Source organism: Ensifer adhaerens, from assembly GCF_028993555.1.
GTDB lineage: Bacteria > Pseudomonadota > Alphaproteobacteria > Rhizobiales > Rhizobiaceae > Ensifer > Ensifer adhaerens_I.
Map to the genome: position 1 here is coordinate 2,838,729 of NZ_CP118610.1, position 25,513 is coordinate 2,864,241.

The window sequence follows — 25,513 nt, forward strand, 5'->3', positions numbered from 1 at the left end:
GTCGCCTTCGAGTGTCCATAGCCGCCATAACGCGGCAGAAAATTGAAATGTTCCCTCGCGGAACCTTTTTTTACGTCCGGCGTTCTCGCAACGTCACCGTAGAAAGATATTCGAGGGAGTTCCCCTATGACATTGTCCACGCGGATCGCACCGCTTCTGCCGTACCTGCGCCGCTACGCGCGCGCGCTGACCGGCTCGCAGACATCCGGCGACGCCTATGTCGCCGCCGTTCTCGAAGCGCTGATCGCCGACACGTCGATTTTCCCGGAAGCAAGCAATGATCGCGTTGGCCTGTTCAGGCTCTTCACCTCACTGTTCGGTTCCTCGTCCGTGCTCGTGCCAGAACCGGTCTCGCCCTTTGCCTGGGAAAAGCGCGCGTCGATCAATCTGGCAACCGTCTCGCCGCTTGCCCGCCAGGCTTTCCTGCTGGTCTCGGTCGAGGGTTTCCGTCCCGAGGAAGCCGCCGAGGTTCTCGACGTCTCCGCCGACAAGGTCGGCGGCCTTCTCGACCGCGCCTCGCAGGAAATCTCGCGTCAGGTCGCAACCGACATCATGATCATCGAGGACGAGCCGCTGATCGCCATCGATATCGAGCAGATGGTCGAGAGCCTCGGCCATCGGGTCACCGGCATTGCCCGGACCCGCGACGAAGCCATCGCCCTCTACAAGCGGACCCGGCCAAGCATGGTGCTTGCCGACATCCAGCTCGCCGACGGCAGCTCGGGCATCGACGCCGTCAACGACATCCTCAAGACCAGCGCCATTCCGGTGATCTTCATCACCGCCTTCCCGGAACGGCTCCTGACCGGCGAGCGGCCGGAACCGACCTTCCTGGTCACCAAGCCGTTCAACCCGGACATGGTCAAGGCACTGATCAGCCAGGCACTGTTCTTCAACGAATCGACCAAGGCGGCGGCCTGAGTGCAACCTGCATGTTTCCTTTGATCGCTACCGTTCAAAGGCAAGAACATGCAGGTAATTCAAAGGATAGCGGCGTTGCGTGTCCTAGAGGATCGCGACGCCGCAGTCCTGTTTGCCGTTTCGTCGAAGCGGCAAAATGACCGGACTTCCCGAAATCAACCGTTCCTGATTTTTGCGTGCGTTGCCGACGTTCCCACCTTAGCGCGGCCGCACTTGTATCTCGCTCGGCAAATTGCCGTCGTTTCGCATTTCCGCACATCGCATGGGCTTACCCCAGAAACACGACAGCCAGTGCCGAGGGAAGGCACTGGCTGGTATGTGCAACTCACTCGGGGAGTGTGAGTTGTAGGCCGGCGGTCTGCCTCCGGCGCGGCATTGGGGGCTATGCGCGCCACCGTCCGGTCGAAAACAGAATGCGCGACGGAGCAAAAGGTTCCATCCGGTCGCTCGGGAGGTTTCCACCTGCCGGTCACTGCATCCTGTCGAGTTCGTCACGGTGTCGATAGAGCGCCAGGAAGCGGCGATAATCGCGATCATAGCTATCGCGAACACGGGCATTCGGAAGGCGCTCGTGCCCCTCGGACGCCATCTCCTCCCCGGCGGCCGCGAGGTCGCGGTGGATGCCGCCGGCTACCGCCGCCGCCATCGCAGTGCCGAGCAGCACCGCATCCGGAGCCTGCGGCGCCACCACGCGGCAGCCAGTCACATCGCAGTAGAGTTCCATCAGAAGTGCATTGCGGACATGGCCACCAGTGACGTGCAGCGTGTCGAGCTGATAGCCGACCTCCCGCATCATCTCCAGGATGTGCCGGATGCCGAGCGCGATCGCGACACAGGTGCGCCAATAGAGCCGGCAGAGCGCGTCGAAGGAGGAATCGAGCGGCAGCCCGCTGATGACGCCGAGCCCATGCGGGTCGGCAAGCGGCGAACGGTTGCCGTGGAAATCGGGAAGCACATGCAGGCGATCGGCAAAGGCGGCCCCCTGTTCGGCGCGCAGTTCCTGCACCCGGGCGATGATCCGGCCATGGGTCTCTGCGGTCGGTTCAAGGCCACCACCATGCAGCCGCACGATGTGGTCGAGCAGAGCACCTGTCGCCGACTGTCCGCCCTCGATCAGCCAGGCGCCCGGAAGCACCGCTTCGTAATAGGGACCCCACATGCCGAAGCCAGGCTTCATGTCCTTGGAAAAGGCGACGATGCAGCTCGACGTGCCGGCAATCAGCGCCAGTTGCTTTTCGAGCTTCTCCGGCTTCCCGATGAACCCGCCGACGACGCCGAGCGCACCGGCATAGGCGTCGATCAGGCCCGGCGCAACCTGGCAGCCTTCGTCCAGTCCGAGCTCGGCGGCAGCCGCTGCACTCAGATAGCCGACCGAGCTTCCGATCGGCAGGCTTTCTTCCGGTAGCCCACCGCGTTCAAGCAAATCCTCAAGGCCGATCTTTGCGAGATAATCCGGCTGCCAGCCGCGCTTCTCATGCGCGAGATAATTCCACTTCGCCGTCAACGTGCAGCGCGAGCGGGCGGCGCTGCCGGTCGCCCGCCAGGAGAGGTAGTCGGCGAGGTCGAAGAAGAAACCCGCCTCGCTCCACTGTCCGGGCAGATTGCGTTTCAGCCACATCAGCTTCGGCATTTCCATTTCCGGCGACATGACACGTCCGGAGAAGTCGAGCACCGGATGGCCGGTCGACGTGCAGAAATCAGCCTCGGCCAACGCCCGATGATCCAGCCAGACGATCGTATCCCAGCGCGCCTCGCCCTTGCGGTTGACGGAGAGCGGCTTGCCTTCCCGATCGCGCACCACCAGCGAGCAGGTGGCGTCGAAGCCGATCGCAGCAATGCTCTCCGCGGCGATGCCGGCCTTATCCCTGGCCGCCTTGACCGCGCCGCAGACGGCACGCCAGATATCCTCGGAATCATGTTCGGCGTGGTTTTCTTCCGGCCGGTTCATGGCGATCGGCAGGTCGGCACGCGCAAGCAGCGTGCCCTTCCGGTCAAAAATACCGGCGCGCGCACTGCCGGTACCGACATCGACCGCAACGACGAATTCACGCATCAATGAAAGTCCCGCCCCCTGGATCACAACGACTTTCGGTCGGCTCGACCCAAAATCAAAAACGTGATCGATTTTCATTAGTTGGAGCGGGATGCGGGCCAAAATCCGCACACACTTTTCTTTGTCCCGCTCTCGTTCCGTCCCTGCTATCTGCCGACAAACTGTAACAATTCGCCCATGTCGTCAAACAGCACGTCGGGGCTGAGTTCGGAGAGACTTTGCCGATGCCTGTCAGTGCGCGCGTGGCTGCCGCCAGCAAAGGCGAAGACCCGCATGCCCGCCGCCTTCGCCGCTTCGATACCGGCCGGACTGTCCTCGACGACGACGCAATCCTTGGGCGCGAAACCCATTTCACGGCTCGCATGCAGGAAAAGATCGGGTGCCGGCTTGCCGTGCTTTACCATGGTGGCGGAGAAGATGTTGGGCTCGAAGAGGTCGATGAGACCGGTGACGGTCAGTGACAGGCGGATGCGTTCCGGCTGGCTCGACGAGGCGACGCAGCAGGCGCCCTCAAGCTGTTCTACCGCTTCGCGAATTCCTGCAATTGGCTGCAGTTCCGTGCGAAAACGATCATAAAGGCGAAGGCGCATGCCTTCGAGGAATGCGTCGTCGGTGGCGAGCCCGTATTCGTCATGCAGGATCGCCGACATGCTTTTCAGACTGCGTCCGAGAAAGCGCTCCGTCGCCTCATCGGTGGTCATCGAAACACCGGCGGAGGAGAGCACGTCCACAAGCACCTCCAGCGAGATCGGCTCGCTATCGACAAGCACCCCATCGCAATCGAAGATCACCAGCCTGGACGCAGCGTCCGCCATAACACCCTACCCCTTACAGCACCGCGCGACGTTCAAGGCGCGCCAAGGTCGCTCTAGCACTTTGAATTGGCGCATAGCTCGTCCCTGGAGCGATTCGATCCAAGGAATTATGCGGTGAGCTTGTCGTCCAGATAGAGCTGGAGCGTAGCGCGCGTACCCTTTTCCCAAAGGGTTTTCAATGCGTGGGCGAAACGTTGGCGGAAGAGATCGGAGCGCGCGACGTCGCCGAAGATATCGCTGAGCGCCAGGAAGACCATCGGATCGTCCTTGGCGGCAAGGGCGGCCCTGTTCAGCCGGTCGGCGCTCTGGTCGTTGAAGACGATCGCCTTGCCGCTGTCGGAGGTGCCGGCGAAGTAGCGGCACCACAATGCCGAAACCAGCGACAGGCCCACCACGTCCTCGCCGCGCGCCAGCCGGTCGGCCGTCGACGGCAGGATGAATTTCGGCTGCCGGTTGGAGCCGTCCTGCGCCAACCGCGGAATCGTGTCGCCGATCTTGGGGTTGGAGAAGCGCGTCTCGATCAGCTTGTAATAATCGCCGAGATTTGTGTTCGGCACAGGCGGAATGACCGGGATGATCTCGTCATGTTCGAGCTTGGCGAGGAAGGCGCGGATCAGTGGCTCCTCCATCGCCTCGTGCACGAAATGGATGTCGAGCAAGGCGGCAGGGTAAGCGATTGCCGCATGGCCGCCGTTGAGGATGCGGATCTTCATGTGCTCGTAGGGCGCGACATCAGGCACGAACTGGACGCCCACCTTCTCCAGCGCCGGCCGGCCGAGCGGAAAATGATCCTCGAGAACCCACTGCTTGAACTCTTCGCAGAAAACCGGCCAGGCGTCCTCGATGCCGTAGTCGTCGGCGACGATGCCGATCTCTCGCGCACCGGTCGCCGGTGTGATCCGATCCACCATGCCGTTCGGGAAGGCGACGTTGGCCTCGATCCAGTCGGCAAAGGCGGGATCGAAGAGCCGCGCGAGGCCCGCAACCGCCGCATGGGTGACTTCGCCATTGCCCGGAATGTTGTCACAGGACATCACAGTGAAGGGCGGGACATTCCGGTCCTTGCGGGCCTTCAGGCCGGCGACGATCAATCCAAAGACCGTCTTCGGATCCGCCGGGTTCTGGGCATCTGCCACAATCGCCGGATGGGTCGGATTGAAGACACCCGAGGCCGGATCGATGAAATAGCCGCCTTCGGTGATCGTCAGAGAAACGATGCGGATCGCCGGATCAGCGAGCTTGGCAACAATCGCAGCGACGTCGCCGGGTTCGAGATAGTCGATCATCGCGCCGGTGACATGGGCGCCGGTGCGGTTGTTGTCCTGCTCGACGACCGTCGTCAGGAAATCCTGCGCGGCAAGCTTGGCACGCATCGCCGCGTCCGAGGCCAGCACGCCAGCGCCGACGATCGCCCAGTCGCGGTCATGGCCGGCATTGAAGAGATCGTCGAGATAGACGGCCTGATGCGCCCGGTGGAAGTTGCCGACGCCGAAATGCACGATGCCCGCCGTCAGTTGCGACCGGTCGTAGCGCGGCACACCGGCTTTGGCCTTGATCGTGCCGAGGGCGGCAAGTGAGAGTTTGGTCGTCATGATCCCGTATCCTTTTCGCGGCTTCACCGGCTGGCGCAGGCTCAGCTCATCCAGTTGCCGCCATCGACGTTGTAGGTCTGCGAAACGACGTAGTCGCTCTCGGCCGAGGCGAGGAAGATCGCCATCCCGGTCAGGTCCTCGGCCGTTCCCATGCGGCCGAACGGCACTTCGGCACCGACCAGCCGCTTCTTTTCGCCAAGCGGGCGGTTCTCGTATTTGGCAAACAGCGCATCGACGCCGTCCCAGTGCTCGCCATCGACCACGCCGGGCGCGATCGCGTTGACGTTGATGCCGTGCTTGATGAGGCCAAGGCCGGCCGACTGGGTAAGGCTGATGACCGCCGCCTTGGTGGCGCAGTAGACGGCAACCAGCGCCTCGCCGCGCCTGCCCGCCTGGCTTGCCATGTTGATGATCTTGCCGCCCCTGCCCTGATCGATCATTTGCCGGGCGGCGGCTTGCATCGTGAACAGCGTTCCGGAAACGTTGATCGCAAACAGCCGGTCGTAGCTCTGACGGCTGATTTCGACGATCGGCGCAAGGTCGAAGAGCGCGGCATTGTTGACGAGGATATCGAGCCCGCCCGCCTGCCGGACGACGGCGGCAATCGCCTCGTCGATCGAGCCCTGTTGCGTCACATCCATCTCGACCGCATAGGCGCCGGCGCCGATCTCGGACGCCGTCTGACGCGCGCTCTCGACATTGATGTCAGCGATCGCGACCGTGGCGCCTTCGCGAATATAGGCCTCCGCAAAGGCACGACCGATCCCCCGCGCCGACCCGGTGATCAGCGCGCTTTTGCCTTCGAGCCGTTTCATCGAACTGCCAGCCCCTTGTCGTCGAACCGGTGCACACGCTGCGGATCGGGTGTCAGGAACACCCGGTCGCCATGGGTCACGGCGAAGTCGCCGCTGACCCGCGCCGTCACCGTGCCGACGTTGTCGACATTGACATGCAGGAAAGTGTCGGAGCCGAGATGTTCGGCAACACCGACCGTGCCCTGCCAGGTGCCGCTTTCCTTCGACAGCGCCAGATGTTCAGGACGGATCCCCATCGTATGCGCCTGATAGGCGGCGGCCGCAGCACCATTGACGATGTTCATGCGCGGCGAGCCGATGAAACCGGCGACGAACAGGTTGTCCGGCTTGTGGTAGAGATCGAGCGGCGAGCCCACCTGCTCGATACGGCCACGATTGAGCACGACGATCTTGTCGGCCATGGTCATGGCCTCGACCTGGTCGTGGGTGACGTAGATCATCGTCGTCTTCAGGTCCTGGTGCAGTTGGCTGATTTCCAGCCGCATGTTGACGCGGAGCGCCGCATCGAGGTTCGACAGCGGCTCGTCGAACAGGAAGGCCTTGGGCTGACGCACGATCGCCCGGCCGATCGCGACGCGCTGGCGCTGGCCGCCGGAGAGTTGACGCGGCTTGCGGTCGAGATAATCGGTGAGGTTCAGCACCCGGGCTGCATCCGACACCTTCTTGTCGATGACCGCCTTGTCCTCGCCCGCCATCTTCAGGGGAAAGGCGATGTTCGAGCGCACGCTCATATGCGGGTAGAGCGCATAGGACTGGAACACCATCGAGAGACCGCGCTGAGCCGGCGGCAGTTCGGTGGCGTTCTTGCCGTCGATGACGATGTCGCCATCGCTGACGTCCTCAAGGCCGGCGATCAGCCTGAGCAATGTCGACTTGCCGCAACCGGACGGTCCGACGAAGACGACGAACTCGCCGTTGTTGATGTCGAGATCGATCGACGGGATGACGGCATGGGCGCCGAAGACCTTCGATACCTTGCTGAGTGTAATGCTTCCCATTGTCGTATCCCTTATTTGACCGCGCCGAAGGTGAGGCCGCGCACGAGCTGCTTCTGCGAGAACCAGCCAAGTATGAGGATGGGGGCGATCGCCATGGTCGAGGCGGCCGAAAGCTTGGCGTAGAACAGGCCTTCGGGGCTCGAGTAGGAGGCGATGAAGGCCGTCAGCGGCGCTGCCTTGGCGGCACTGAGGTTCAGTGTCCAGAACGCCTCATTCCAGGCGAGGATGATGTTGAGCAGCAGCGTCGAGGCGATGCCGGGGATCGCCATCGGCGTCAGCACATAGATGATCTCCTTGGAGAGCGAGGCACCATCCATGCGCGCCGCTTCCAGGATCTCGCCGGGAATCTCCTTGAAGTAGGTGTAGAGCATCCAGATGATGATCGGCAGGTTGATCAGCGTCAGTACGATGACGAGCCCGGTGCGGGTGTCGAGCAGGCCGGTGTTGCGGAACATCAGGTACATCGGGACCAGCACGCCGACCGACGGCATCATCTTGGTGGAGAGCATCCACATCAGGACGTCCTTGGTGCGCTTGGTCGGCGAGAACGCCATCGCCCAGGCGGACGGAATGGCGATGATCAGACCGATCAGTGTCGAGCCGAACGAGATGACGACCGAATTCATGAAGTGCAGGAAGTAGTTCGAGCGGCTCTGCACCTCGTGATAGTTCTCCGTAGTCCAGTCGAAGAAGAACAAGGACGGCGGCGAAGCGATCGCCTCGGCCTCGGTCTTGAAGCTCGTCAGGAACGTCCAGAGGATCGGGAAGAAGATCAGGATGCCGATCGTCCAGGCGACGACCGTGACGATGATCTTTCTTTGGGTGGAGACGTTGCGTGCCATGGTTCTCAAGCCTCCAGCGTCTTGCCGATCATGCGCATCAGGAAGAATGCGACGATGTTGGCGAGGATGACGGCGATGATGCCGCCGGCCGATGCACCGCCCACGTCGAACTGCAAGAGAGCCTGCGCATAGACGAGGAAGGTCAGGTTGGTGCTCTGCGTGCCCGGTCCGCCATTGGTGGTGACCAGGATCTCGGCAAAGACCGAGAGCAGGAAGATCGTCTGGATGAGGATGACGACCGTAATGGCGCGGGAAAGATGCGGCAACACCAGATAGATGAAGCGGCTCCAGGCGCCGGCGCCATCCATTTGTGCTGCTTCCTTCTGCTCTTCGTCGAGCGACTGCAAGGCTGTCAAAAGAATCAGCGTCGCAAAGGGCAGCCACTGCCAAGCAACGATCAGGATCACCGACATTAGCGGAGCATTGGCGAGGAAGTCGAAGGGCTGCAGCCCGAAGAGCTTGGCGATCCACGCAAAGAGCCCGTTGACCGGGTTCATGAACATGTTCTTCCAGACGAGTGCTGCCACCGTCGGCATGATCAGGAAGGGCGCAATCACGAGAATGCGCACGATCCCCTGCCCGAACATCGGCTGGTCGAGCAGCAGTGCCAGCGCAATGCCGCCGACCACGGTGATGAACAGCACGCCGAGCACGATCGCGAGCGTGTTGAAGATCGCCTGGAAGAAGGCGGGATCGGTCAGGAAATACTTGTAGTTCGTGAAGCCGGCGAACTCTTCCATTCCCGGCATCAGTAGATTGTAGCGGAGGAACGAGAAATAGATCGTCATGGCCAAGGGAACGATCATCCAGGCCAGAAGTAGAAGCACCGAAGGCGCGATCATCAGCCGCGCGGCGGAGCGGGTGTGCAAGGTCGCCATGGCGTCCCCCCAAAGACGGAATTCAACGCTGTATCGAGAGCTGGTGCGGGCGCGCGCTTCTCCACGCGCGTTCCGCGTTGGTCTCCCGGTATTTGCCCGGGAGAAATACCGGGGCGCCGGCCATTCGCGGCCAGCACCCCGGGCCCTTGGGAGCCTATTTGATGTAGCCGGCCTTGGTCATCTCACGCTCGGTCAGCTGCTGGGCGCTGGCAAGCGCCTGGTCGACACTCATCTGGCCTGCGAGCGCTGCGGAGAACTGCTGACCGACCGCCGTGCCGAGACCCTGGAATTCCGGGATCGCCACGAACTGCACGCCGACATAGGGAACGGGCTTTACAGCCGGGTTCTTCGGGTCAGCCGCATTGATCGAGTCGAGCGTCATCTTCGCGAACGGCGCTGCCTTCTGGTACTCGGGGTTGGCGTAGAGCGAGGTGCGCGTGCCCGGAGGAACGTTCGCCCAGCCTTCCTTGTCGGCAACGAGCTTCAGATAGTCCTTGCCGGTTGCCCAGGAGATGAACTTCTCGGCAGAAGCCACCTTCTGCGAGCCGGCGGGGATCGCGAGGTTCCAGGCCCAGAGCCAGTTGCCGCGCTTGCCAAGACCCGTGTCCGGAGCGAGTGCGAAGCCGACCTTGTCGGCAACGGTCGATTCCTTCGGATTCGTGACGAAGGACGCCGCCACCGTCGCGTCGATCCACATGCCGCACTTGCCGGTCTGGAACAGCGACAGGTTTTCGTTGAAGCCGTTCGAGGATGCGCCGGGCGGTCCGGCGTCGTTCATGAGCTTGACGTAGAAGTCGAGCGCGTTCTTCCACTCCGGCTGGTCGAATTGCGGCTTCCAGTTCTCGTCGAACCAGCGGGCGCCAAAGGCGTTCGCGGTTGCTGTCAGGAAGGCCATGTTCTCGCCCCAACCGGCCTTGCCGCGCAGGCAGATGCCGTAGACTTCGGCGTTTTTATCGGTGATCTTGCGCGCCGCGTCGGCGATGAATTCCCAGGTCGGCGCGTCGGGCATGGTGAGGCCCGCTTTCTCGAACAGATCCTTGCGGTACATCACCATCGAGCTTTCGCCGTAGAACGGTGCCGCATAGAGCTTGCCGTCAATGGTGAGGCCCGAGCGGATTGCCGGCAGGAGGTCGTCGACATCGTAGTCGGCGCCCAGATTGTCGAGCGGCAAGAGCCAGCCCTGCTTTGCCCAGATCGGCACTTCATAGGTGCCGATCGTCATGATGTCATACTGGCCACCCTTGGTGGCGATGTCGGTCGTCACGCGCTGGCGCAGCACGTTTTCCTCAAGCGTAACCCACTCGAGCTGGATGTCCGGATTCTTGGCCGTGAAATCCTCCGTCAGCTTCTGCATCCGGATCATGTCGCCGTTGTTCACGGTCGCGATCGTCAGGGTTTCTGCTTGGGCCAGACCCGACAGTGCGACTGCCGAGCACGTGCCCAGCAGGAAAGTTCTCAAATTCATCGACTTCCTCCCAGAAGAAATTGAGCATTTGCCTCGCTCATGGGCAATTACTCACTTCCCGTGACAAAATGTCAATGCGCAATCGTTGCTGCGCCGCACACAGGAAGATTAGAGGATTGTTTTGATTGTCGATTTTTTCTTTACGCAAATGCGAAAGGCCGGCACATCGGCCGGCCTTTTCAAACGTTTCGTATTGCGATCATGCGTTGAGCAGATAGCTCGCAGTCGCCTCATCGGTGATGAGACCGTTGATGATTCCGCCCTTCACGGCCGCCCTCAGCGCTTCGTATTTCCGCCGGCCCTTGGCGAGACCGATCACCGACGCCTTGTCGCGCGAAGGCAGGGGAACTGAGGCCACGCGCTCGTTGAAGCTCCCGGAAAGCAGCGCCCCGTCATGGTCGAACATCCAGCCGCAGATCTCGCCCGCCGCCCCCGCCTTCGTGAGGTCGGCCATTTCATCTTGGCCCAGAAAACCATCCTGGCAGAGCGGCGCATCGGGTCCGAGTTCGCCGACGCCGACGAAGGCGACATTGGCTTCGGCGCCCAACTTCAGGGCCACCTGCACCAGGCTCTGGCTGTGCAGCACCTCGCGCTCCTCGGCTGAAGCGGCGAGCACCGGCAGCGGCATCGGGAAATGCCGCGCTTTCACCGCATCGGCCATGCTGAAGATGACATTGTAATAGGCGGCCGAACCGTCGAGCCCGATATTACCGGTCAAGGAAACGATGCGGTGCTGCGGACATTCCATCGGTGGCAACTGGTCGACCGCCGCTTTCAGAGTACGTCCGGTGCCGATCGCCAGTACCTGCGGTTCCGGCGACTTCAGCCAGCGCTCGATTTCGGCAGCCCCTGCCTCGGCGATGCCGACGGTGGTCGAGGTCGAACCCGGATCGCTCGGCACGACTTCCACGTATTTCAGCCCGTATTTGTCGCGAAGCCCCGCGGCGGCCTCCAGGCACGCAGCGATCGGATGATCGAGCCGGACCTTGATCAACCGCTCGGACATGGCAAGAGAAACGAGCCGCTGCGCCGACTGGCGCGATATTCCCATGACGGTCGCGATCTCGTCCTGGGTTCGACCGGCCACATAGTATAGCCAGCCCGCACGGGCCGCATCGTCAAGCCTGTTGTTCGCCTCGCCCCTGCGTGCCATGCCCGTTCTCCGTTCCCCTTGATTTGCTGCCACTAATTGCCCTTGCCTGTCAAACAGAGCGTCAGAACAAGCGGATGATGAACCTCCTCAAACACCCGGATCCCAAGGCTTTCCGGTCATTTCGATCTCAAACTTTTACCGTTTGATAAAAAAATAAAGCGTGTTACCGTTCCATCATCCTGAGAAAACATTGGGAGCCAAAAATGGGAACGACACAATCTGGGATCCTCGGCGGCCGCCTGCCGCTCGGGGAGTACGAGAGCAATTTCGCCGACCTGCATCCACCGCTCGACAAGCACGAGGCCCTCGTCGCTTCCGACCGCTGTTATTTCTGTCATGATGCGCCGTGCATGACGGCCTGTCCCACCTCCATCGATATCCCGCTGTTCATTCGGCAGATATCGACAGGCAATCCGATCGGATCGGCCAAGACGATCTTCGATCAGAACATCCTGGGCGGCATGTGCGCCCGCGTCTGTCCCACCGAAACGCTCTGCGAACAGGCTTGCGTTCGCAACACCGCCGAGGAGCGCCCGGTCGAGATCGGCCGCCTGCAGCGCTACGCGACCGATGTGGCGATGCGCGAGAACAAGCAGTTCTACACCCGCGCTGAAAGCTCCGGCCGCACGATTGCTGTCGTCGGCGCGGGGCCTGCCGGCCTTGCAGCGGCTCATCGCCTCGCGGTCAAGGGCCACGACGTGGTGATCTACGATGCCCGCCCGAAGTCGGGTGGCCTCAATGAATACGGCATCGCCGCCTACAAGTCGGTCGATGATTTCGCGCAGAAGGAAGTCGACTACGTACTGTCGATCGGCGGCATCGAGGTGCGCAACGGCCAGGCACTCGGCCGTGACTTCACCCTCGCCGATCTTTCGGAACAGTACGACGCCGTCTTCCTCGGCCTCGGCCTTGCCGGCGTCAATGCGCTGCGCCTCGAGGGCGAAAATGCCGAAGGCGTCGACGATGCCGTCGACTTCATCGCAGCCCTTCGCCAGTCGAAGACCAAGGCCGATATTCCCGTCGGACGCCGGGTCGTTGTTCTCGGCGGTGGCATGACCGCTGTCGATGCCGCTGTCCAGGCGAAGCTGCTCGGCGCCGAGGAAGTGACGATCTGCTACCGCCGCGGCAAGGAGCACATGAACGCCTCCGAGTTCGAGCAGGATCTGGCTGCCTCCAAGGGCGTCACCATCCGCCACTGGCTGCAGCCCAAGCGTATTGCCGAGAAGGACGGCAAGGTCGCCGGCATCGAGCTGGAATACACCGCGCTTGAAGACGGAAAGCTGACGGCGACCGGCGAAACCGGTATCATTGCCGCCGACCAGATCTTCAAGGCGATCGGCCAGAGCTTCCTCGGCGCCGGCCTCGGCGCGCTGCAGCTCGAAGGCGGTCGGATCGTTGCGGATGCCGAAGGGCGCACCTCGATCGACAAGGTCTGGGCCGGCGGCGACTGCGTGCTCGGCGGCGAAGACCTGACGGTCTCGGCCGTCGCCATGGGCCGCGACGCGGCTGAATCGATCAACCGGACGTTTGCCGCGGCCGCGCCGCGCGCGAGTGCCGTCGCTTAAGATCGGGAGGAGGAACCAATGGCTGATCTTCGCAACAATTTCGTCGGCATCAAATCCCCGAACCCGTTCTGGCTGGCATCCGCCCCGCCGACGGACAAGGCCTATAACGTCGAGCGCGCCTTCAAGGCGGGCTGGGGCGGTGTGGTCTGGAAAACGCTCGGTGAGGAAGGACCGCCGGTCGTCAACGTCAACGGCCCGCGCTACGGCGCGATCTGGGGCGCCGACCGCCGGCTGCTCGGCCTCAACAACATCGAGCTCATCACCGACCGCGATCTCTACGTGAACCTGCGCGAAATGAAGCAGGTGAAGATGAACTGGCCGGACCGGGCCTTGATCGCCTCGATCATGGTGCCCTGCGAGGAAGAGGCGTGGAAGGCGATCCTGCCTTTGGTCGAAGAGACCGGCGCCGACGGCATCGAGCTCAACTTCGGCTGTCCGCACGGCATGTCCGAACGCGGCATGGGTGCCGCGGTCGGACAGGTACCCGAGTATATCGAGATGGTCGTGCGCTGGTGCAAGCAGTACACGCGCATGCCCGTCATCACCAAGCTGACGCCGAACATCACCGACATCCGCAAGCCGGCGCGCGCCGCCAAGGCCGGCGGCACCGATGCCGTGTCGCTGATCAACACGATCAACTCGATCGTCTCGGTCGATCTCGACAACTTCGCCCCCAACCCGACGGTCGGCGGCAAGGGCACCCATGGCGGCTATTGCGGCCCGGCGGTCAAGCCGATCGCCCTCAACATGGTTGCCGAGATCGCCCGCGATCCTGAAACCTACGGCCTGCCGATCTCGGGCATCGGCGGCATCACCACCTGGCGCGACGCCGCCGAGTTCCTGGCGCTTGGCGCCGGCAACGTTCAGGTCTGCACCGCGGCGATGACCTACGGCTTCAAGATCGTCCAGGAGATGATCTCGGGCCTCTCCGACTGGATGGACGCCAAGGGCCACCGCAACCTCGACGACATCACCGGTCGCGCCGTGCCGAACGTCACCGACTGGCAGTATCTGAACCTCAACTACATCGCCAAGGCGAAGATCGATCAGGATGCCTGCATCAAGTGCGGTCGCTGCCACATCGCCTGCGAGGACACTTCGCATCAGGCGATCACGCAGTTCGTCAACGGCGTGCGTCACTTCGAGGTGATGGAAGACGAGTGCGTCGGCTGCAATCTCTGCGTCAACGTCTGTCCGGTCGAAAACTGCATCACCATGGAAGAGCTGCCGGTCGGCACGATCGACCAGCGTACCGGCAAGCCGGTTGATCCGAACTACGCCAACTGGACGACCCACCCGAACAACCCGATGGCCCGCCAGGCCGCGGAATAAGGAAGCCAGCGCGCGGACCGCTCGGATCGCACCTCAACCACTGAAAAACGCCGCCGGAGCATCAATCCGGCGGCGTTTTCTTGTCAGCGGTCAGAATTCGACTACGACCTTGCCGAACGGTCCGCGGTCGAGGTGGGCCAGCGCATCCTTGAGCCGCTCGAACGGATAGCGCGCATCGATAACCGGCTTGATCCCGGTGCGATCGATGGCCCTGACCAGATCCTCCAGCGCACGGCGATGGGCGACGCCGATGCCCTGGATGACAGGTGATTTCAACAGAACCGGCGTCACCGGCGCCGAGATCTCGGCGCCCTCGAATACCCCGATGACCGAGATCCTCCCTTGCACGGCCACAGCCTGCAGCGACTTGCCGAGATTGGCGCCGCCGGCGATCTCCAGGATATGGTCAGCACCACGATCGCCGGTAATCTCAAGGACGCGTTCTACCCAATCCTCTCTCACGCGGTCGATGCCGTGGTCGGCACCGAGGGCAAGCGCGCGCTCGAGCTTGTCCTGGCTAGCCGACGTGACGATGACCTCAGCACCATGCGCCTTGGCGATCTGCAGACCGAACAGCGATACGCCGCCGGTGCCCTGCACGACGACACGGTCTCCGGCCTTCGGATGGCCCTTCTCGACCAGCGCAAACCAGGCCGTCACTCCGGCGCAGGGCAATGTGCTTGCCTCACCGTCGTCAAGGCTAGCTGGCGCGGCGACAAACCAGTCCTCAGGGAATGCGACATACTGCGAAGCGACGCCCGGATTGAGGCCGCCAAGCGCAAACGACGTCGGATGACGCGCGGTCCCCGGCTTCTGACCATCGATCCAGGTGGGGTCGAAAACGGAAATCACCCGGTCGCCGGGCTGGAACCGTGTCACGCCCCGGCCGGTCCCTTCGACCACGCCGGCCATGTCGGACCCCGGCACGAAGGGGAAGGAAAGTGGCATGCCCATCCCATTTTCCAGAACCAGCTTGTCGCGGAAATTGAGCGACAGGGCGGTTGTGCGAACGAGCACCTCCCCGGGGCCGACCTCGGGAACGCGCCGCTCCGTAATTTTGAGGTTTTCCGCTCCAAACGCCTCGATCGTCCATGCCTTCATCAGTCTCGCCATCGTTCGTTCCTTTTCACCGGATTGGGCTGATGGAGAAACCATAGCGTTGAATTTATCTCTCCAGTTGCGATAAGAATTCACCATATTGGTTCTCTGAAGGATACAATTATGGAGCGATTGGGAGGGATTTCTGCCTTTGTCGAAGCGGCCGAGGCCGGTGGATTTTCCGCCGCAGCCGAGCGGCTCAACCTCTCGCGCTCAGCGGTCGGCAAGACGATTGCCAAGCTCGAACAGAGGCTTGGCGTTCGCCTCTTCCATCGGACAACCCGCACCCAGAGCCTGACTGCGGAAGGCCAATTGTTCTACGGGAGCTGCCTCAGGGCGCTTAGCGAAATCCGTACTGGCGAGGCGCTGCTGGAATCAGGCAAGCAGGAGATCCGAGGGCGGCTTCGCCTGTCCCTGCCTGTGGTTTTCGGGCGCCAATGCATCATGCCGCTGCTGTCGGAACTGCTCAGACAGCACCCGCTCCTTGAGCTCGACGTCAACTTCAGCGACCGAAGGGTCGATCTCGTCGAGGACGGCTTCGATCTTGCCATTCGCACCGGCCCATTGCCTGATGATCCGGATCTGATGGCGCGCAAGATTGCCGACCAGCCAATGACGGTCTGCGCCTCGCCTGCCTATCTCGAAACACGCGGCACGCCGCGCAGCATCGACGACCTCCTCGACCATCAGGCAATTCTCTACCGACGCAGCAGCGATGCACTTTCCTGGACTTTCCCGGTCAAGGGAGCGGCACCACGGCAGGTGACCCCACCGACACGGCTAAAGCTCGACGATCTCACCTCGATTGCCGACGCGGCGGCAGATGGTTTCGGCCTTGCCTGGCTACCGTGCTGGCTGGTGCGTGAGCATGTCACCTCCGGGCGGCTCGTCCGAATCCTCGCCGACGTGCCTGCCCTCTCCTTCGCAGCCCACGTGGTCTGGCCGCGCACGCAGTACATGCCGCCGAAACTTCGGCTGATGATCGACACGCTTGCCGAGCGTCTGGCGCCCTTGATGGAGTGATCGGCAGGCGGAGGCGACTTTCGCGGCAACCGTTCGTACTCAGACACCGAATCCCGCTGAATAGCGTTCTCCGCCGATAACGAACAGGACACGAAAACGAAACAGATTGTGTAAAAATGGTAAGTTGTCGGCCCGCACGATCTGGATAATAAGGGAGAACTCACACGGGGGTGCGCACCGTTCGGTCAGGGATCGGCGGCGCATCTTCCGACGGTTTTGAAACTGCGGCCGGACAAAGCTCCGGCAGAGCCGGACCTTCTGCTTGACGATCATTTCGGCCAACCGACGCAAGCGAATGCACCTCGTTTCCGGGGCTATACTCGGTTCGTTCGTGCTGGCCCATTTCCTCAACCATTCGCTCGGTCTCATTTCCATCGAAGCGATGGAAACCGCCCGCAAGGCCTTCAATCTCATCTGGCACAGCGTTCCCGGTACGGTGCTCCTCTATGGCGCCCTGCTGCTGCATTTCATCATGGCGCTCGAAAGCATTTACCGCCGGCAGACGCTCAGAATGCCGGCACGCGAGGCGCTGAAGATCATCTTCGGCCTCAGTTTGCCATTCTTGCTGATCGGCCACGTGACCGCCGCACGCGTCGAACCGCTGTTTACAGGCGTCGATACGGACTATCCGACGATGCTCAAGGCTTTGTGGTCGACCTCGACGAACGCCATCCGGCAGTCGACTGCCCTGTTGCTCGTGTGGGGCCATGGCTGCCTCGGCGCCTGGTTCTGGATGCGCGGCCGCGCCTGGTTCCCGCGCTATGAAATCCTGCTCTACACAGTCGCAATCCTCGTGCCGATCTTCGCCCTGCTCGGCTTCGTCAGCGGTGCCCGCTCGATCGAGAGCGACTATGAAGAACATGGCGGCTACGGCGACAGGGCCTACACCAAGCCGGCAGTCGACCTCACGCTTTTCGAGGATATCCGCCTTGGACTCTATATCGGTTTCGGCGGGCTGATCGGTGGCACGTTCCTGCTGCGGGCCATGCCGAAGGGCGGCCGCATCCGCGTGCGTTATCCCGACGGCCGGGTCGCCACTGTCAATCTCGGCTTCAGCGTGCTGGAAGCCAGCCGTGCCGCCGGCATCGCGCATGTCTCGGTCTGCGGCGGCCGCGGGCGCTGCTCGACCTGTCGCGTGCGCGTCATCCAGGGACTGGAGGACCAGCCCGCCCCCGAGGATGCGGAGCTTGCGACACTGACCCGTATCGGCGCGCCGGACAACGTCCGTCTCGCCTGCCAGTTCCGCCCCGTTCACAACGTGACCGTCGTGCCCATCCTCGACAGCGACAGCCTCGGCATCAAGAAACAGCTCGGACGCGAGGGCGGCGAGGGCCGGGAGCGACGGATCGCCGTGCTCTTCTGCGACCTGCGCGGCTTTACCAGCATCGCCGAACACAAGCTGCCCTTCGACACGGTGTTCCTGCTCAACCGCTACTTCGAGATGGTCGGCGAAGCGGTCGAGGATTCCGGCGGCGTCATCGACAAGTTCATCGGTGACGGGGCGCTCGCGATCTTCGGCCTCAAGAGTTCTTACACCGAGGCCTGCCGGCAGTCGCTTACCGCCGCCGAGCGGATATCGAAGGGCATCGACACGCTCAACCAAACCTTCCGCGGCGAACTCGACGAGCCACTGCGCATCGCGATGGGGCTGCATGCCGGCCCGGCCATCATCGGCGAGATCGGCTATGGCCAGGCGACGTCGCTGACGGCCGTCGGCGATACGATCAACACCGCGAGCCGGCTGGAAGGCCTCGCCAAGGAGCACGACGTGCAGCTCGCCGTCTCGGCCGAGCTCGTCAATCGGGCGGGCTTGGCAATGGAAGGACACGAGCGGCTGGACATCGGCCTCAGAGGTCGGCAGGCAACGCTTGAAACCTGGATCGTTGCGGATGCAGCCCACATCTCCGCAGCCTTGCAGCCAGTACCGTCGGATGCGTAGTGCAACCCCTTGAAAGCGTGAAACAGTTTTCACGTCCGAAGTCGCATACCTTCAAGGCATTGGATCTTTTCACGGTTTCAATGAAGCGCTGAAATGATCTAGTAGTAGGTATCCTTCCCGCCCTCGCGCCGACCCAATCCGGAAGCCCGCATGAAACAGGACGTATCCCCGAAAACCGCACACCAGGTTCATGCAAAGGGCATTGAGAAACTCAAGGCGCATCTGGCGATGATGACCTTTGCCGTCCTCATTGCCGGCTCCTTCTCTTTCGGCGGGCTCGCCACCCAGCATATGGGCGCCGGGCCGCTGACGCTCTGGCGCTACCTGTTGACCGTCGTGGTCCTTGGATTGCTCACCTTCGGCTATGCGCGTGTGCGCTTTCAATTCCCGAAGCAAGCGTGGCGCTTCGTAATCCTGGGCGGCCTGATCGCCGTCTACATGCTGACGATGTTCAAGGCGCTGGAATTCACCAGCCCTGTTTCGACGGGTGCGGTGTTCACCCTCATGCCGCTCTTGAGCGCCGGCTTTGCCTATCTGCTGCTCGGCCAGCGCACGCGCCCAGGGGTGCTTGCGGGTCTGATCATTGCGGCACTCGGCGCCGTCTGGGTGATCTTCCGCGCCAATATCCAGGCAATCCTTGCCTTCGACATCGGCCAGGGCGAGCTGATCTTCTTCGTCGGCGTGGTCTGCCACGCGATCTATGTGCCGCTGATCCGCAAGTTCGGCCGAGAGGAGAGCCCCTTCGCCTTCGGCTTCTGGGTCGCCGTCTTCACCGTTCCCTGGCTGCTGGTGCCGGGCGGCGTCGGCCTGGTCACGGCCGACTTCGCCAGCCTGCCACCAGTCGTCTGGCTCGCGGTCCTCTATCTGGCGGTGGTCACCACGGCGATCACCTTCCTGCTCCTGCAATACGCCTCGATGCGGCTGCCGGCATCGAAAGTGCTCGGTTACGGCTACCTCACACCGAGTTTCATCATCCTGCTCGAAGGCTTGCTCGGCCACGGCTGGACCAGCCTGCCGGTTCTCGCCGGCGCGCTTACCACCGCTTGCGGCCTCTTGCTGATGGCACTCCTGCCCGATTGATGAACGGAAGATCTAGACGGCCGGCTGTTCGCTCACCTGCAGCCCATCCACAAAGAGCCGCTCGAGGAAGCGCGCCGCATCCTCGAAACGCCCTTCGCCGGCATTGCCCTGGCCCAGAACGGCACGCACCTGCACATCGAAGTCGGCATAATGTTGGGTGGTCGACCAGATCGCGAAGATCAGGTGGTAGGGGTCGCATTTGGCGATCTTGCCGGCCTTGGCCCAGGCGCGGATCACCTCCGCCTTCTCGTCGACCAGCGCCTTCAAGGGCCCCTTGAGCTCGTCTTCGATGTGGGGTGCGCCCTGCAACACCTCGTTGGCGAAGAGCCGACTTTCACGCGGATAGTCGCGGGCCATCTCGAGCTTGCGGCGGATATAGCTGCGGATCTCGGTCACCGGGTTCCCCTCCGCATCGAATGCGCGCAGCGGATCGAGCCAGGTGTCGAGCACCCGGTCGATCAGCGCCCGGTGCATCGCTTCCTTGGTGCGGAAATAATAGAGCAGGTTCGGCTTCGACATGCCCGCCACGTCGGCGATCTGGTCGACGGTCGCACCGCGGAAACCGTTGGCCGAGAAGACTTCGAGCGCCGCTTCCAGGATGCGCTCTTCCTTCTCCTCCTGGATGCGTGTCCGCCTCTGGGTCCTGGCCGCTCTCGGTAGTACCATCTGTCCCCCTGGCGATCCCCGCGCGCCTCGCCGCGCAAAGACCGATCTGCCCAAAATCTGGTCTCGCCATCTTCTTGGGCAACAACTTCGTTTTTTTGTTTTTCCGGCTTGAGTGCCGCAATGGAAGCTGTAATGTTTACCAACCGGTCAAATTATCAGCCAGTTCACCGCCAAAGGCAACGGCTGATCGAAGGGCACCAGAAAAAACCAAGCCTGGATTTGACCAAGGGAACAGAAGGGCTCGCCGATTGAGGCAAAGCCCTGAAAAGATGAGGAGACCGCCGTGGCTGCACCTGGCGAGAACATGCGCGTCAATTCAGACCGCCTGTGGGATTCACTTATGGAGATGGCCAAGATCGGCCCTGGCGTCGCGGGCGGCAACAACCGCCAGACGCTCACCGACGAGGATGCCGAAGGGCGCCGGCTGTTTCAGTCCTGGTGCGATGCGGCAGGGCTCACCATGGGCGTCGACACCATGGGCAACATGTTCTTCACCCGGCCCGGCACCGACCCGGATGCGCTGCCCGTCTATGTCGGCTCGCATCTCGACACCCAGCCGACCGGCGGCAAGTATGACGGCGTACTCGGCGTGCTCTCGGGCCTCGAAGTCGTCCGCTCGATGAACGACCTCGGCATCAAGACCAAGCACCCCATCGTCGTCACCAACTGGACCAATGAGGAAGGCGCGCGCTTCGCGCCAGCCATGCTTGCCTCCGGCGTCTTTGCCGGCGTCCACACCCAGGACTTCGCCTATGGCCGCAAGGACCCGGAAGGCAAGACCTTCGGCGACGAGTTGAAGCGCATCGGCTGGGTCGGCGACGAAGAGGTCGGCGCCCGCAAGATGCACGCCTATTTCGAGTACCATATCGAGCAGGGGCCGATCCTCGAAGCCGAGGGCAAGGACATCGGCGTCGTGACCCACTGTCAGGGCCTGTGGTGGCTGGAATTCACGCTGACTGGCCGCGAGGCCCATACCGGCTCGACGCCGATGAACATGCGCGTCAACGCCGGGCTTGCCATGGCCCGTATCCTGGAAATGGTGCAAGGGGTGGCGATGGAAAACCAGCCGGGCGCCGTCGGCGGCGTCGGCCAGGTGTTCTTCTCGCCCAACTCACGCAACGTGCTGCCGGGCAAGGTGGTCTTCACCGTCGATATCCGCTCGCCCGACAAGGCCAAACTCGACCGCATGCGCGCCAAGATCGAGGCCGAAGCGCCGAAGATCACCGAGCCGCTGGGTGTCGGCTGTTCCATCGAGGCGATCGGCCATTTCGAGCCGGTCACCTTCGACCCGAAACTGGTGACGGCAGTGCGGAGTGCCGCCGAACGGCTCGGCTGCAGCCACATGAACCTCATCTCGGGCGCTGGTCATGACGCCTGCTGGGCCGCCAAGGTGGCGCCGACGACGATGATCATGTGCCCCTGTGTCGGGGGTCTCAGCCACAACGAGGCGGAGGACATCTCCAGGGAATGGGCCGGCGCCGGCGCTGACGTCCTCTTCCACGCCGTCGTCGAAACGGCCGAAATCGTCGAATGAGTTTGCGGGCGGGACGAAAGTTCCGCCCTTTTTCGTGGCGGCCGCCTGGGCGCCGGAAGCGCAATCGCGAGGATCAAGAACCATGAGCACTGTCATCAAGGGTGGAACCATCGTCACGGCCGACCTGACCTACAAGGCGGACGTGAAGATCGACGGCGGAAAGATCGTCGAGATCGGCCCCAATCTTTCCGGAACTGAGACGCTGGACGCGAGTGGCTGTTACATCATGCCCGGCGGCATCGATCCGCATACCCATCTCGAAATGCCTTTCATGGGCACCTATTCCTCGGATGATTTCGAAAGCGGCACGCGGGCTGCCCTTGCCGGCGGCACGACCATGGTGGTCGATTTCGCGCTCCCCTCGCCCAACCAGTCGCTGCTCGAAGCGCTGACCATGTGGGACAACAAGTCGACCCGCGCCAATTGCGACTATTCCTTCCACATGGCGATCACCTGGTGGAGCGAAAAGGTCTTCAACGAGATGGAGACCATCGTCAAGGACAAGGGCATCAACACCTTCAAGCACTTCATGGCCTATAAGGGCGCGCTGATGGTGGATGACGACGAGATGTTCTCGTCGTTCCAGCGCTGCGCCGCCCTCGGCGCGCTGCCGCTGGTGCACGCGGAAAACGGCGACGTCGTTGCCCAGCTCCAGGCAAAGCTGCTGTCTGAAGGCAACAACGGACCGGAGGCGCACGCCTATTCGCGGCCGGCCGAAGTCGAGGGTGAGGCGACCAACCGGGCGATCATGATCGCCGACATGGCCGGCTGCCCGGTCTATATCGTGCACACCTCCTGCGAACAGGCGCATGAGGCGATCCGCCGGGCCCGCTCCAAGGGCATGCGCGTCTTCGGCGAGCCGCTGATCCAGCACCTGACGCTGGATGAGACGGAATATTTCAACACGGACTGGGACCATGCCGCCCGCCGCGTGATGTCGCCGCCCTTCCGCAACAAGCTGCATCAGGACTCGCTTTGGGCCGGCCTTGCCTCCGGCTCGCTGCAAGTGGTGGCAACCGACCATTGCGCCTTCACCTCCGAGCAGAAGCGCTTCGGCGTCGGCGATTTCACCAAGATCCCGAACGGCACCGGCGGCTTGGAAGACCGCATGCCGATGCTGTGGACCCACGGCGTCAACACCGGCCGCATCACCATGAACGAGTTCGTGGCGGTGACCTCGACCAACATCGCCAAGATCCTCAACATCTACCCGAAAAAGGGCGCGATCCTCGTCGGCGCCGATGCCGACCTCGTCGTCTGGGATCCGAAGCGCACCAAGACCATTTCCGCCAAGAGCCAGCAATCGGCGATCGACTACAACGTCTTCGAGGGCAAGGAGGTCAAGGGCCTGCCGCGTTACACGCTGACCCGTGGCGTCGTCGCCATCGAGGAGAGCACGATCAAGACCCGCGAAGGCCATGGCGAGTTCGTCCGACGCGATCCGTTCCCGGCGGTCAGCTCGGCGCTTTCGACCTGGAAGGAAGTCACCGCTCCCCGCGCCGTCCAGCGCACCGGCATTCCGGCCACCGGCGTCTGAGGCCTTATGTTTCGCGGTTTGCATTTTTTCGCGCCGCTCTGTCCCACCGGACATGCCTCGCCACGTCGGCGAGGCGGTTCGGCGCGGAACGCATCAGGCAGGCACCAGCGCATCGAGCTCGGGCAGAAGCACGACGCTTTCCTGCTCGTTCGGGTCCGTGCGGGCGATCACAGCCGAACAGGGCGCGTCCGAAAGGTTTGCCGGCAGATGCGGCACTCCCGCCGGAATGTAGAACATCTCGCCCGCGCGTACGATGACGTGCTCTTCCAATCGCTCGCCGAACCAGGTGTGAGCCTCGCCCGACAGCACATAGATTGCCGTCTCGTGGCTCTCGTGCAGATGGGCTTTGGCCCGCGCTCCCGGCGGGATCGTCAACAGGTGCATGCAGATGCCGGTCGAACCGACTGTCTCCGCGGCAATCCCTTCGAAATAGCTGAGCCCCTGCTTTCCGGCGTAGCCGCTGCCGGGACACACCAACCGACACACAGGATTGGATGATCGAGACATGAGCGTTCTCCAGAATTCCCTGAAAAACCAGCAACAAGCGGCTCCGCATGCAAATCCGCGATTGCATGTTGCCGGTCCGGATAGCAGTCTGACACAGACCAGCCAGAATGAGTATTCACCGATGACGTCCAATACCGCATCCGTGGTTTCGGCCCGGGACCTCTGCCTGACCTTCGAGACCGCCGATGGCCCGGTCCACGCCTTGACCGGCGTCAATCTGGACGTCGCCAAGGGCGACTTCGTTTCCTTCATCGGCCCGTCCGGCTGCGGCAAGACGACGTTCCTGAGGGTGATCGCCGATCTCGAAAAGGCGACCTCCGGCAAGATCAACGTCAACGGCATGTCGCCGGAAGAAGCGCGCAAGCAACGCGCCTATGGCTACGTGTTCCAGGCGGCAGCGCTTTATCCCTGGCGCACGATCGAAAACAACATCGCCCTGCCGCTCGAGATCATGGGCTACTCCAAGGAAGAAAAGAAGGCGCGCATCGAGCGCACGCTCGAACTCGTCAACCTCACGGGCTTTGGCAAGAAGTATCCCTGGCAGCTTTCGGGCGGCATGCAGCAGCGCGCCTCGATCGCGCGTGCGCTGGCCTTCGATGCCGACCTGCTGTTGATGGACGAGCCCTTCGGCGCCCTCGATGAGATCGTCCGCGATCATCTGAATGAGCAACTGCTGAAGCTCTGGGCTCGCACCAACAAGACGATCTGTTTCGTCACCCACTCGATCCCGGAGGCGGTCTATCTCTCCACCAAGATCGTGGTAATGAGCCCGCGGCCCGGCCGGGTCACCGACGTCATCGAATCACCGCTGCCGCGCGAACGGCCGCTCGGCATTCGCGAGACGCCCGAGTTCCTCGAAATCGCCCACCGCGTTCGCGAGGGCCTGCGCGCAGGACACAGCTATGACGAATAGCGCCGTGATCCGCCCGGCCGAACGGACCGACATGGCCGCCTGCGCCGGCATCCTCAACCGATGGATCGACGCAACACCTTGGATGCCGCGCGTGCATGATCATGCCGATGTCGAACACTATTACGCCGACACGGTCTTTGCCGAACGCAGAGTGCTTCTGGCCGAGGACGCCGGTAAGATCGCCGGTTTCCTGTCGCTCTCCGACGATCACCACGTCACCGCGCTCTATGTGGACGCGTCGCATCGGGGAGCCGGCATCGGCACCCGACTGATCGAAGCCGCCAAGGCCCTGTCTCCGGACGAACTGAGCCTCTGGACCTTCGAACACAACCGTGAAGCCCAGCTCTTCTATGAGCATCAGGGCTTCGAAGTCGTGCGGCGCACCGACGGCGACAACGAGGAGCAGCTTCCAGATATCCTCTATCGCTGGCGGACCAAGGAGATACAGGCATGAACCTCGCCTATGCGCTCTGGATGCTGCTGGCAACGACGATCTTCCTCGGTGGCGCCACCGCCTCGCGCGCCTACGTCTCGAACAATCACCTCGGCATGCTCTTACTCGCTCTCGGGCTCTACGTCATCGGCAACATCATCATGGTGAAGCTGATGCGCGAAGGCGGTCTCGGGCTTGCCATTTCGCTTTCGGCGATCGTGCAGTTGGTGCTCGTCAACATCATCGCCTTTTCGGTCTTTGGTGAACGGCTGAGCCTCACCCAGGCCGCCGGTGTGCTTCTCGGCATCGTCGCCATGGGCCTGATGTTGTTGCCCGCAAGCGGAAAGGCCTGAC

General features: G+C 62.6%; 23 protein-coding genes. 11 read left to right on the forward strand and 12 right to left on the reverse strand.

The features are described from left to right. Positions 1-126: 126 nt before the first annotated feature. On the forward strand, positions 127-921 hold the full coding sequence (locus PWG15_RS13915) for a response regulator (protein ID WP_275020715.1): 795 nt from the start codon (positions 127-129) through the stop codon (positions 919-921). Between the two features lie 469 nt (positions 922-1,390). Here PWG15_RS13915 and PWG15_RS13920 read toward each other — a convergent pair whose 3' ends face one another. From PWG15_RS13920 to PWG15_RS13960, 9 genes are all read right to left on the reverse strand, one after another. Beyond that, complete coding sequence (locus tag PWG15_RS13920; protein WP_275020716.1) at positions 1,391-2,974, reverse strand: FGGY-family carbohydrate kinase; 1,584 nt, start codon at positions 2,972-2,974, stop codon at positions 1,391-1,393. A 146-nt stretch (positions 2,975-3,120) separates the two neighbouring features. Next, a complete protein-coding gene (locus PWG15_RS13925) occupies positions 3,121-3,789 on the reverse strand; it encodes an HAD family hydrolase (protein WP_275020718.1) in 669 nt (222 codons plus the stop codon). 107 nt (positions 3,790-3,896) lie between these two features. Further along, a complete protein-coding gene (locus PWG15_RS13930; RefSeq protein ID WP_275020719.1) occupies positions 3,897-5,381 on the reverse strand; it encodes a mannitol dehydrogenase family protein in 1,485 nt (494 codons plus the stop codon). A 41-nt stretch (positions 5,382-5,422) separates the two neighbouring features. Continuing rightward, positions 5,423-6,196 (reverse strand): L-iditol 2-dehydrogenase, encoded by a 774-nt coding sequence (locus PWG15_RS13935; protein WP_275020721.1) that lies wholly within the window; start codon positions 6,194-6,196, stop codon positions 5,423-5,425. Further along, positions 6,193-7,194: an ABC transporter ATP-binding protein gene (locus PWG15_RS13940; protein ID WP_275020723.1), complete on the reverse strand. Its 1,002-nt coding sequence runs from the start codon at positions 7,192-7,194 to the stop codon at positions 6,193-6,195. The genes PWG15_RS13935 and PWG15_RS13940 overlap by 4 nt, the downstream gene beginning before the upstream one ends. Before the next feature lie 11 nt (positions 7,195-7,205). Further along, positions 7,206-8,036: a carbohydrate ABC transporter permease gene (locus PWG15_RS13945; protein ID WP_275020726.1), complete on the reverse strand. Its 831-nt coding sequence runs from the start codon at positions 8,034-8,036 to the stop codon at positions 7,206-7,208. Positions 8,037-8,041: 5 nt separating this feature from the next. Next, positions 8,042-8,914, reverse strand: a complete 873-nt coding sequence (locus PWG15_RS13950; RefSeq protein WP_104668038.1) for a carbohydrate ABC transporter permease — start codon at positions 8,912-8,914, stop codon at positions 8,042-8,044. Between the two features lie 154 nt (positions 8,915-9,068). Then, positions 9,069-10,379, reverse strand: a complete 1,311-nt coding sequence (locus PWG15_RS13955; protein ID WP_275020728.1) for an ABC transporter substrate-binding protein — start codon at positions 10,377-10,379, stop codon at positions 9,069-9,071. 199 nt (positions 10,380-10,578) lie between these two features. After that, the gene (locus PWG15_RS13960) at positions 10,579-11,532 is read right to left on the reverse strand and encodes a sugar-binding transcriptional regulator (RefSeq protein WP_275020730.1); all 954 of its coding nucleotides are present in this window, start codon (positions 11,530-11,532) and stop codon (positions 10,579-10,581) included. A gap of 203 nt (positions 11,533-11,735) precedes the next feature. Here PWG15_RS13960 and PWG15_RS13965 point away from each other — a divergent pair, with 203 nt between their 5' ends. Together PWG15_RS13965 and preA are read left to right on the forward strand one after the other, a co-directional pair. Then, entirely contained in the window at positions 11,736-13,097 is a 1,362-nt protein-coding gene (locus tag PWG15_RS13965; RefSeq protein WP_275020731.1) for an NAD(P)-dependent oxidoreductase, read from the forward strand. Between the two features lie 18 nt (positions 13,098-13,115). Beyond that, a complete protein-coding gene (gene preA / locus PWG15_RS13970) occupies positions 13,116-14,429 on the forward strand; it encodes an NAD-dependent dihydropyrimidine dehydrogenase subunit PreA (RefSeq protein ID WP_104668042.1) in 1,314 nt (437 codons plus the stop codon). Between the two features lie 90 nt (positions 14,430-14,519). Here the strand turns inward: preA and PWG15_RS13975 are convergent, their stop codons facing one another. Then, entirely contained in the window at positions 14,520-15,542 is a 1,023-nt protein-coding gene (locus tag PWG15_RS13975) for a zinc-dependent alcohol dehydrogenase family protein (protein ID WP_275020733.1), read from the reverse strand. Positions 15,543-15,650: 108 nt separating this feature from the next. Between PWG15_RS13975 and PWG15_RS13980 the strand changes: the two genes are divergently transcribed. The 3 genes from PWG15_RS13980 (at position 15,651) to PWG15_RS13990 (ending at position 19,569) form a co-directional block, all read left to right on the forward strand. Further along, positions 15,651-16,550: a LysR family transcriptional regulator gene (locus PWG15_RS13980; protein ID WP_275020735.1), complete on the forward strand. Its 900-nt coding sequence runs from the start codon at positions 15,651-15,653 to the stop codon at positions 16,548-16,550. Positions 16,551-16,812: 262 nt separating this feature from the next. Then, positions 16,813-18,489: an adenylate/guanylate cyclase domain-containing protein gene (locus PWG15_RS13985; RefSeq protein ID WP_275020738.1), complete on the forward strand. Its 1,677-nt coding sequence runs from the start codon at positions 16,813-16,815 to the stop codon at positions 18,487-18,489. 150 nt (positions 18,490-18,639) lie between these two features. Continuing rightward, positions 18,640-19,569 (forward strand): DMT family transporter, encoded by a 930-nt coding sequence (locus PWG15_RS13990; protein ID WP_275020740.1) that lies wholly within the window; start codon positions 18,640-18,642, stop codon positions 19,567-19,569. Positions 19,570-19,581: 12 nt separating this feature from the next. Here PWG15_RS13990 and rutR read toward each other — a convergent pair whose 3' ends face one another. Then, the gene (gene rutR / locus PWG15_RS13995; protein WP_275020742.1) at positions 19,582-20,235 is read right to left on the reverse strand and encodes an HTH-type transcriptional regulator RutR; all 654 of its coding nucleotides are present in this window, start codon (positions 20,233-20,235) and stop codon (positions 19,582-19,584) included. Positions 20,236-20,518: 283 nt separating this feature from the next. Here rutR and PWG15_RS14000 point away from each other — a divergent pair, with 283 nt between their 5' ends. Together PWG15_RS14000 and hydA are read left to right on the forward strand one after the other, a co-directional pair. Continuing rightward, a complete protein-coding gene (locus tag PWG15_RS14000) occupies positions 20,519-21,769 on the forward strand; it encodes a Zn-dependent hydrolase (RefSeq protein ID WP_275020744.1) in 1,251 nt (416 codons plus the stop codon). A gap of 82 nt (positions 21,770-21,851) precedes the next feature. After that, entirely contained in the window at positions 21,852-23,306 is a 1,455-nt protein-coding gene (gene hydA / locus PWG15_RS14005) for a dihydropyrimidinase (protein WP_275020746.1), read from the forward strand. A 93-nt stretch (positions 23,307-23,399) separates the two neighbouring features. Here hydA and PWG15_RS14010 read toward each other — a convergent pair whose 3' ends face one another. Then, positions 23,400-23,813 carry a cupin domain-containing protein gene (locus tag PWG15_RS14010; RefSeq protein ID WP_275020748.1) on the reverse strand — a complete coding sequence of 138 codons (414 nt, stop codon included), beginning with the start codon at positions 23,811-23,813 and terminating at the stop codon, positions 23,400-23,402. Between the two features lie 121 nt (positions 23,814-23,934). Between PWG15_RS14010 and PWG15_RS14015 the strand changes: the two genes are divergently transcribed. Genes PWG15_RS14015 through PWG15_RS14025 form a run of 3 tightly spaced genes read left to right on the forward strand, consistent with a single transcriptional unit; the run spans position 23,935 to position 25,512 of the window. Next, entirely contained in the window at positions 23,935-24,726 is a 792-nt protein-coding gene (locus PWG15_RS14015) for an ABC transporter ATP-binding protein (protein ID WP_275020749.1), read from the forward strand. After that, positions 24,716-25,180 carry a GNAT family N-acetyltransferase gene (locus tag PWG15_RS14020; RefSeq protein WP_275020751.1) on the forward strand — a complete coding sequence of 155 codons (465 nt, stop codon included), beginning with the start codon at positions 24,716-24,718 and terminating at the stop codon, positions 25,178-25,180. The genes PWG15_RS14015 and PWG15_RS14020 overlap by 11 nt, the downstream gene beginning before the upstream one ends. Then, positions 25,177-25,512 (forward strand): hypothetical protein, encoded by a 336-nt coding sequence (locus PWG15_RS14025; RefSeq protein ID WP_275020753.1) that lies wholly within the window; start codon positions 25,177-25,179, stop codon positions 25,510-25,512. Before PWG15_RS14020 ends, PWG15_RS14025 begins: the two co-directional genes overlap by 4 nt. The last annotated feature ends 1 nt before the right edge of the window (position 25,513 follow it).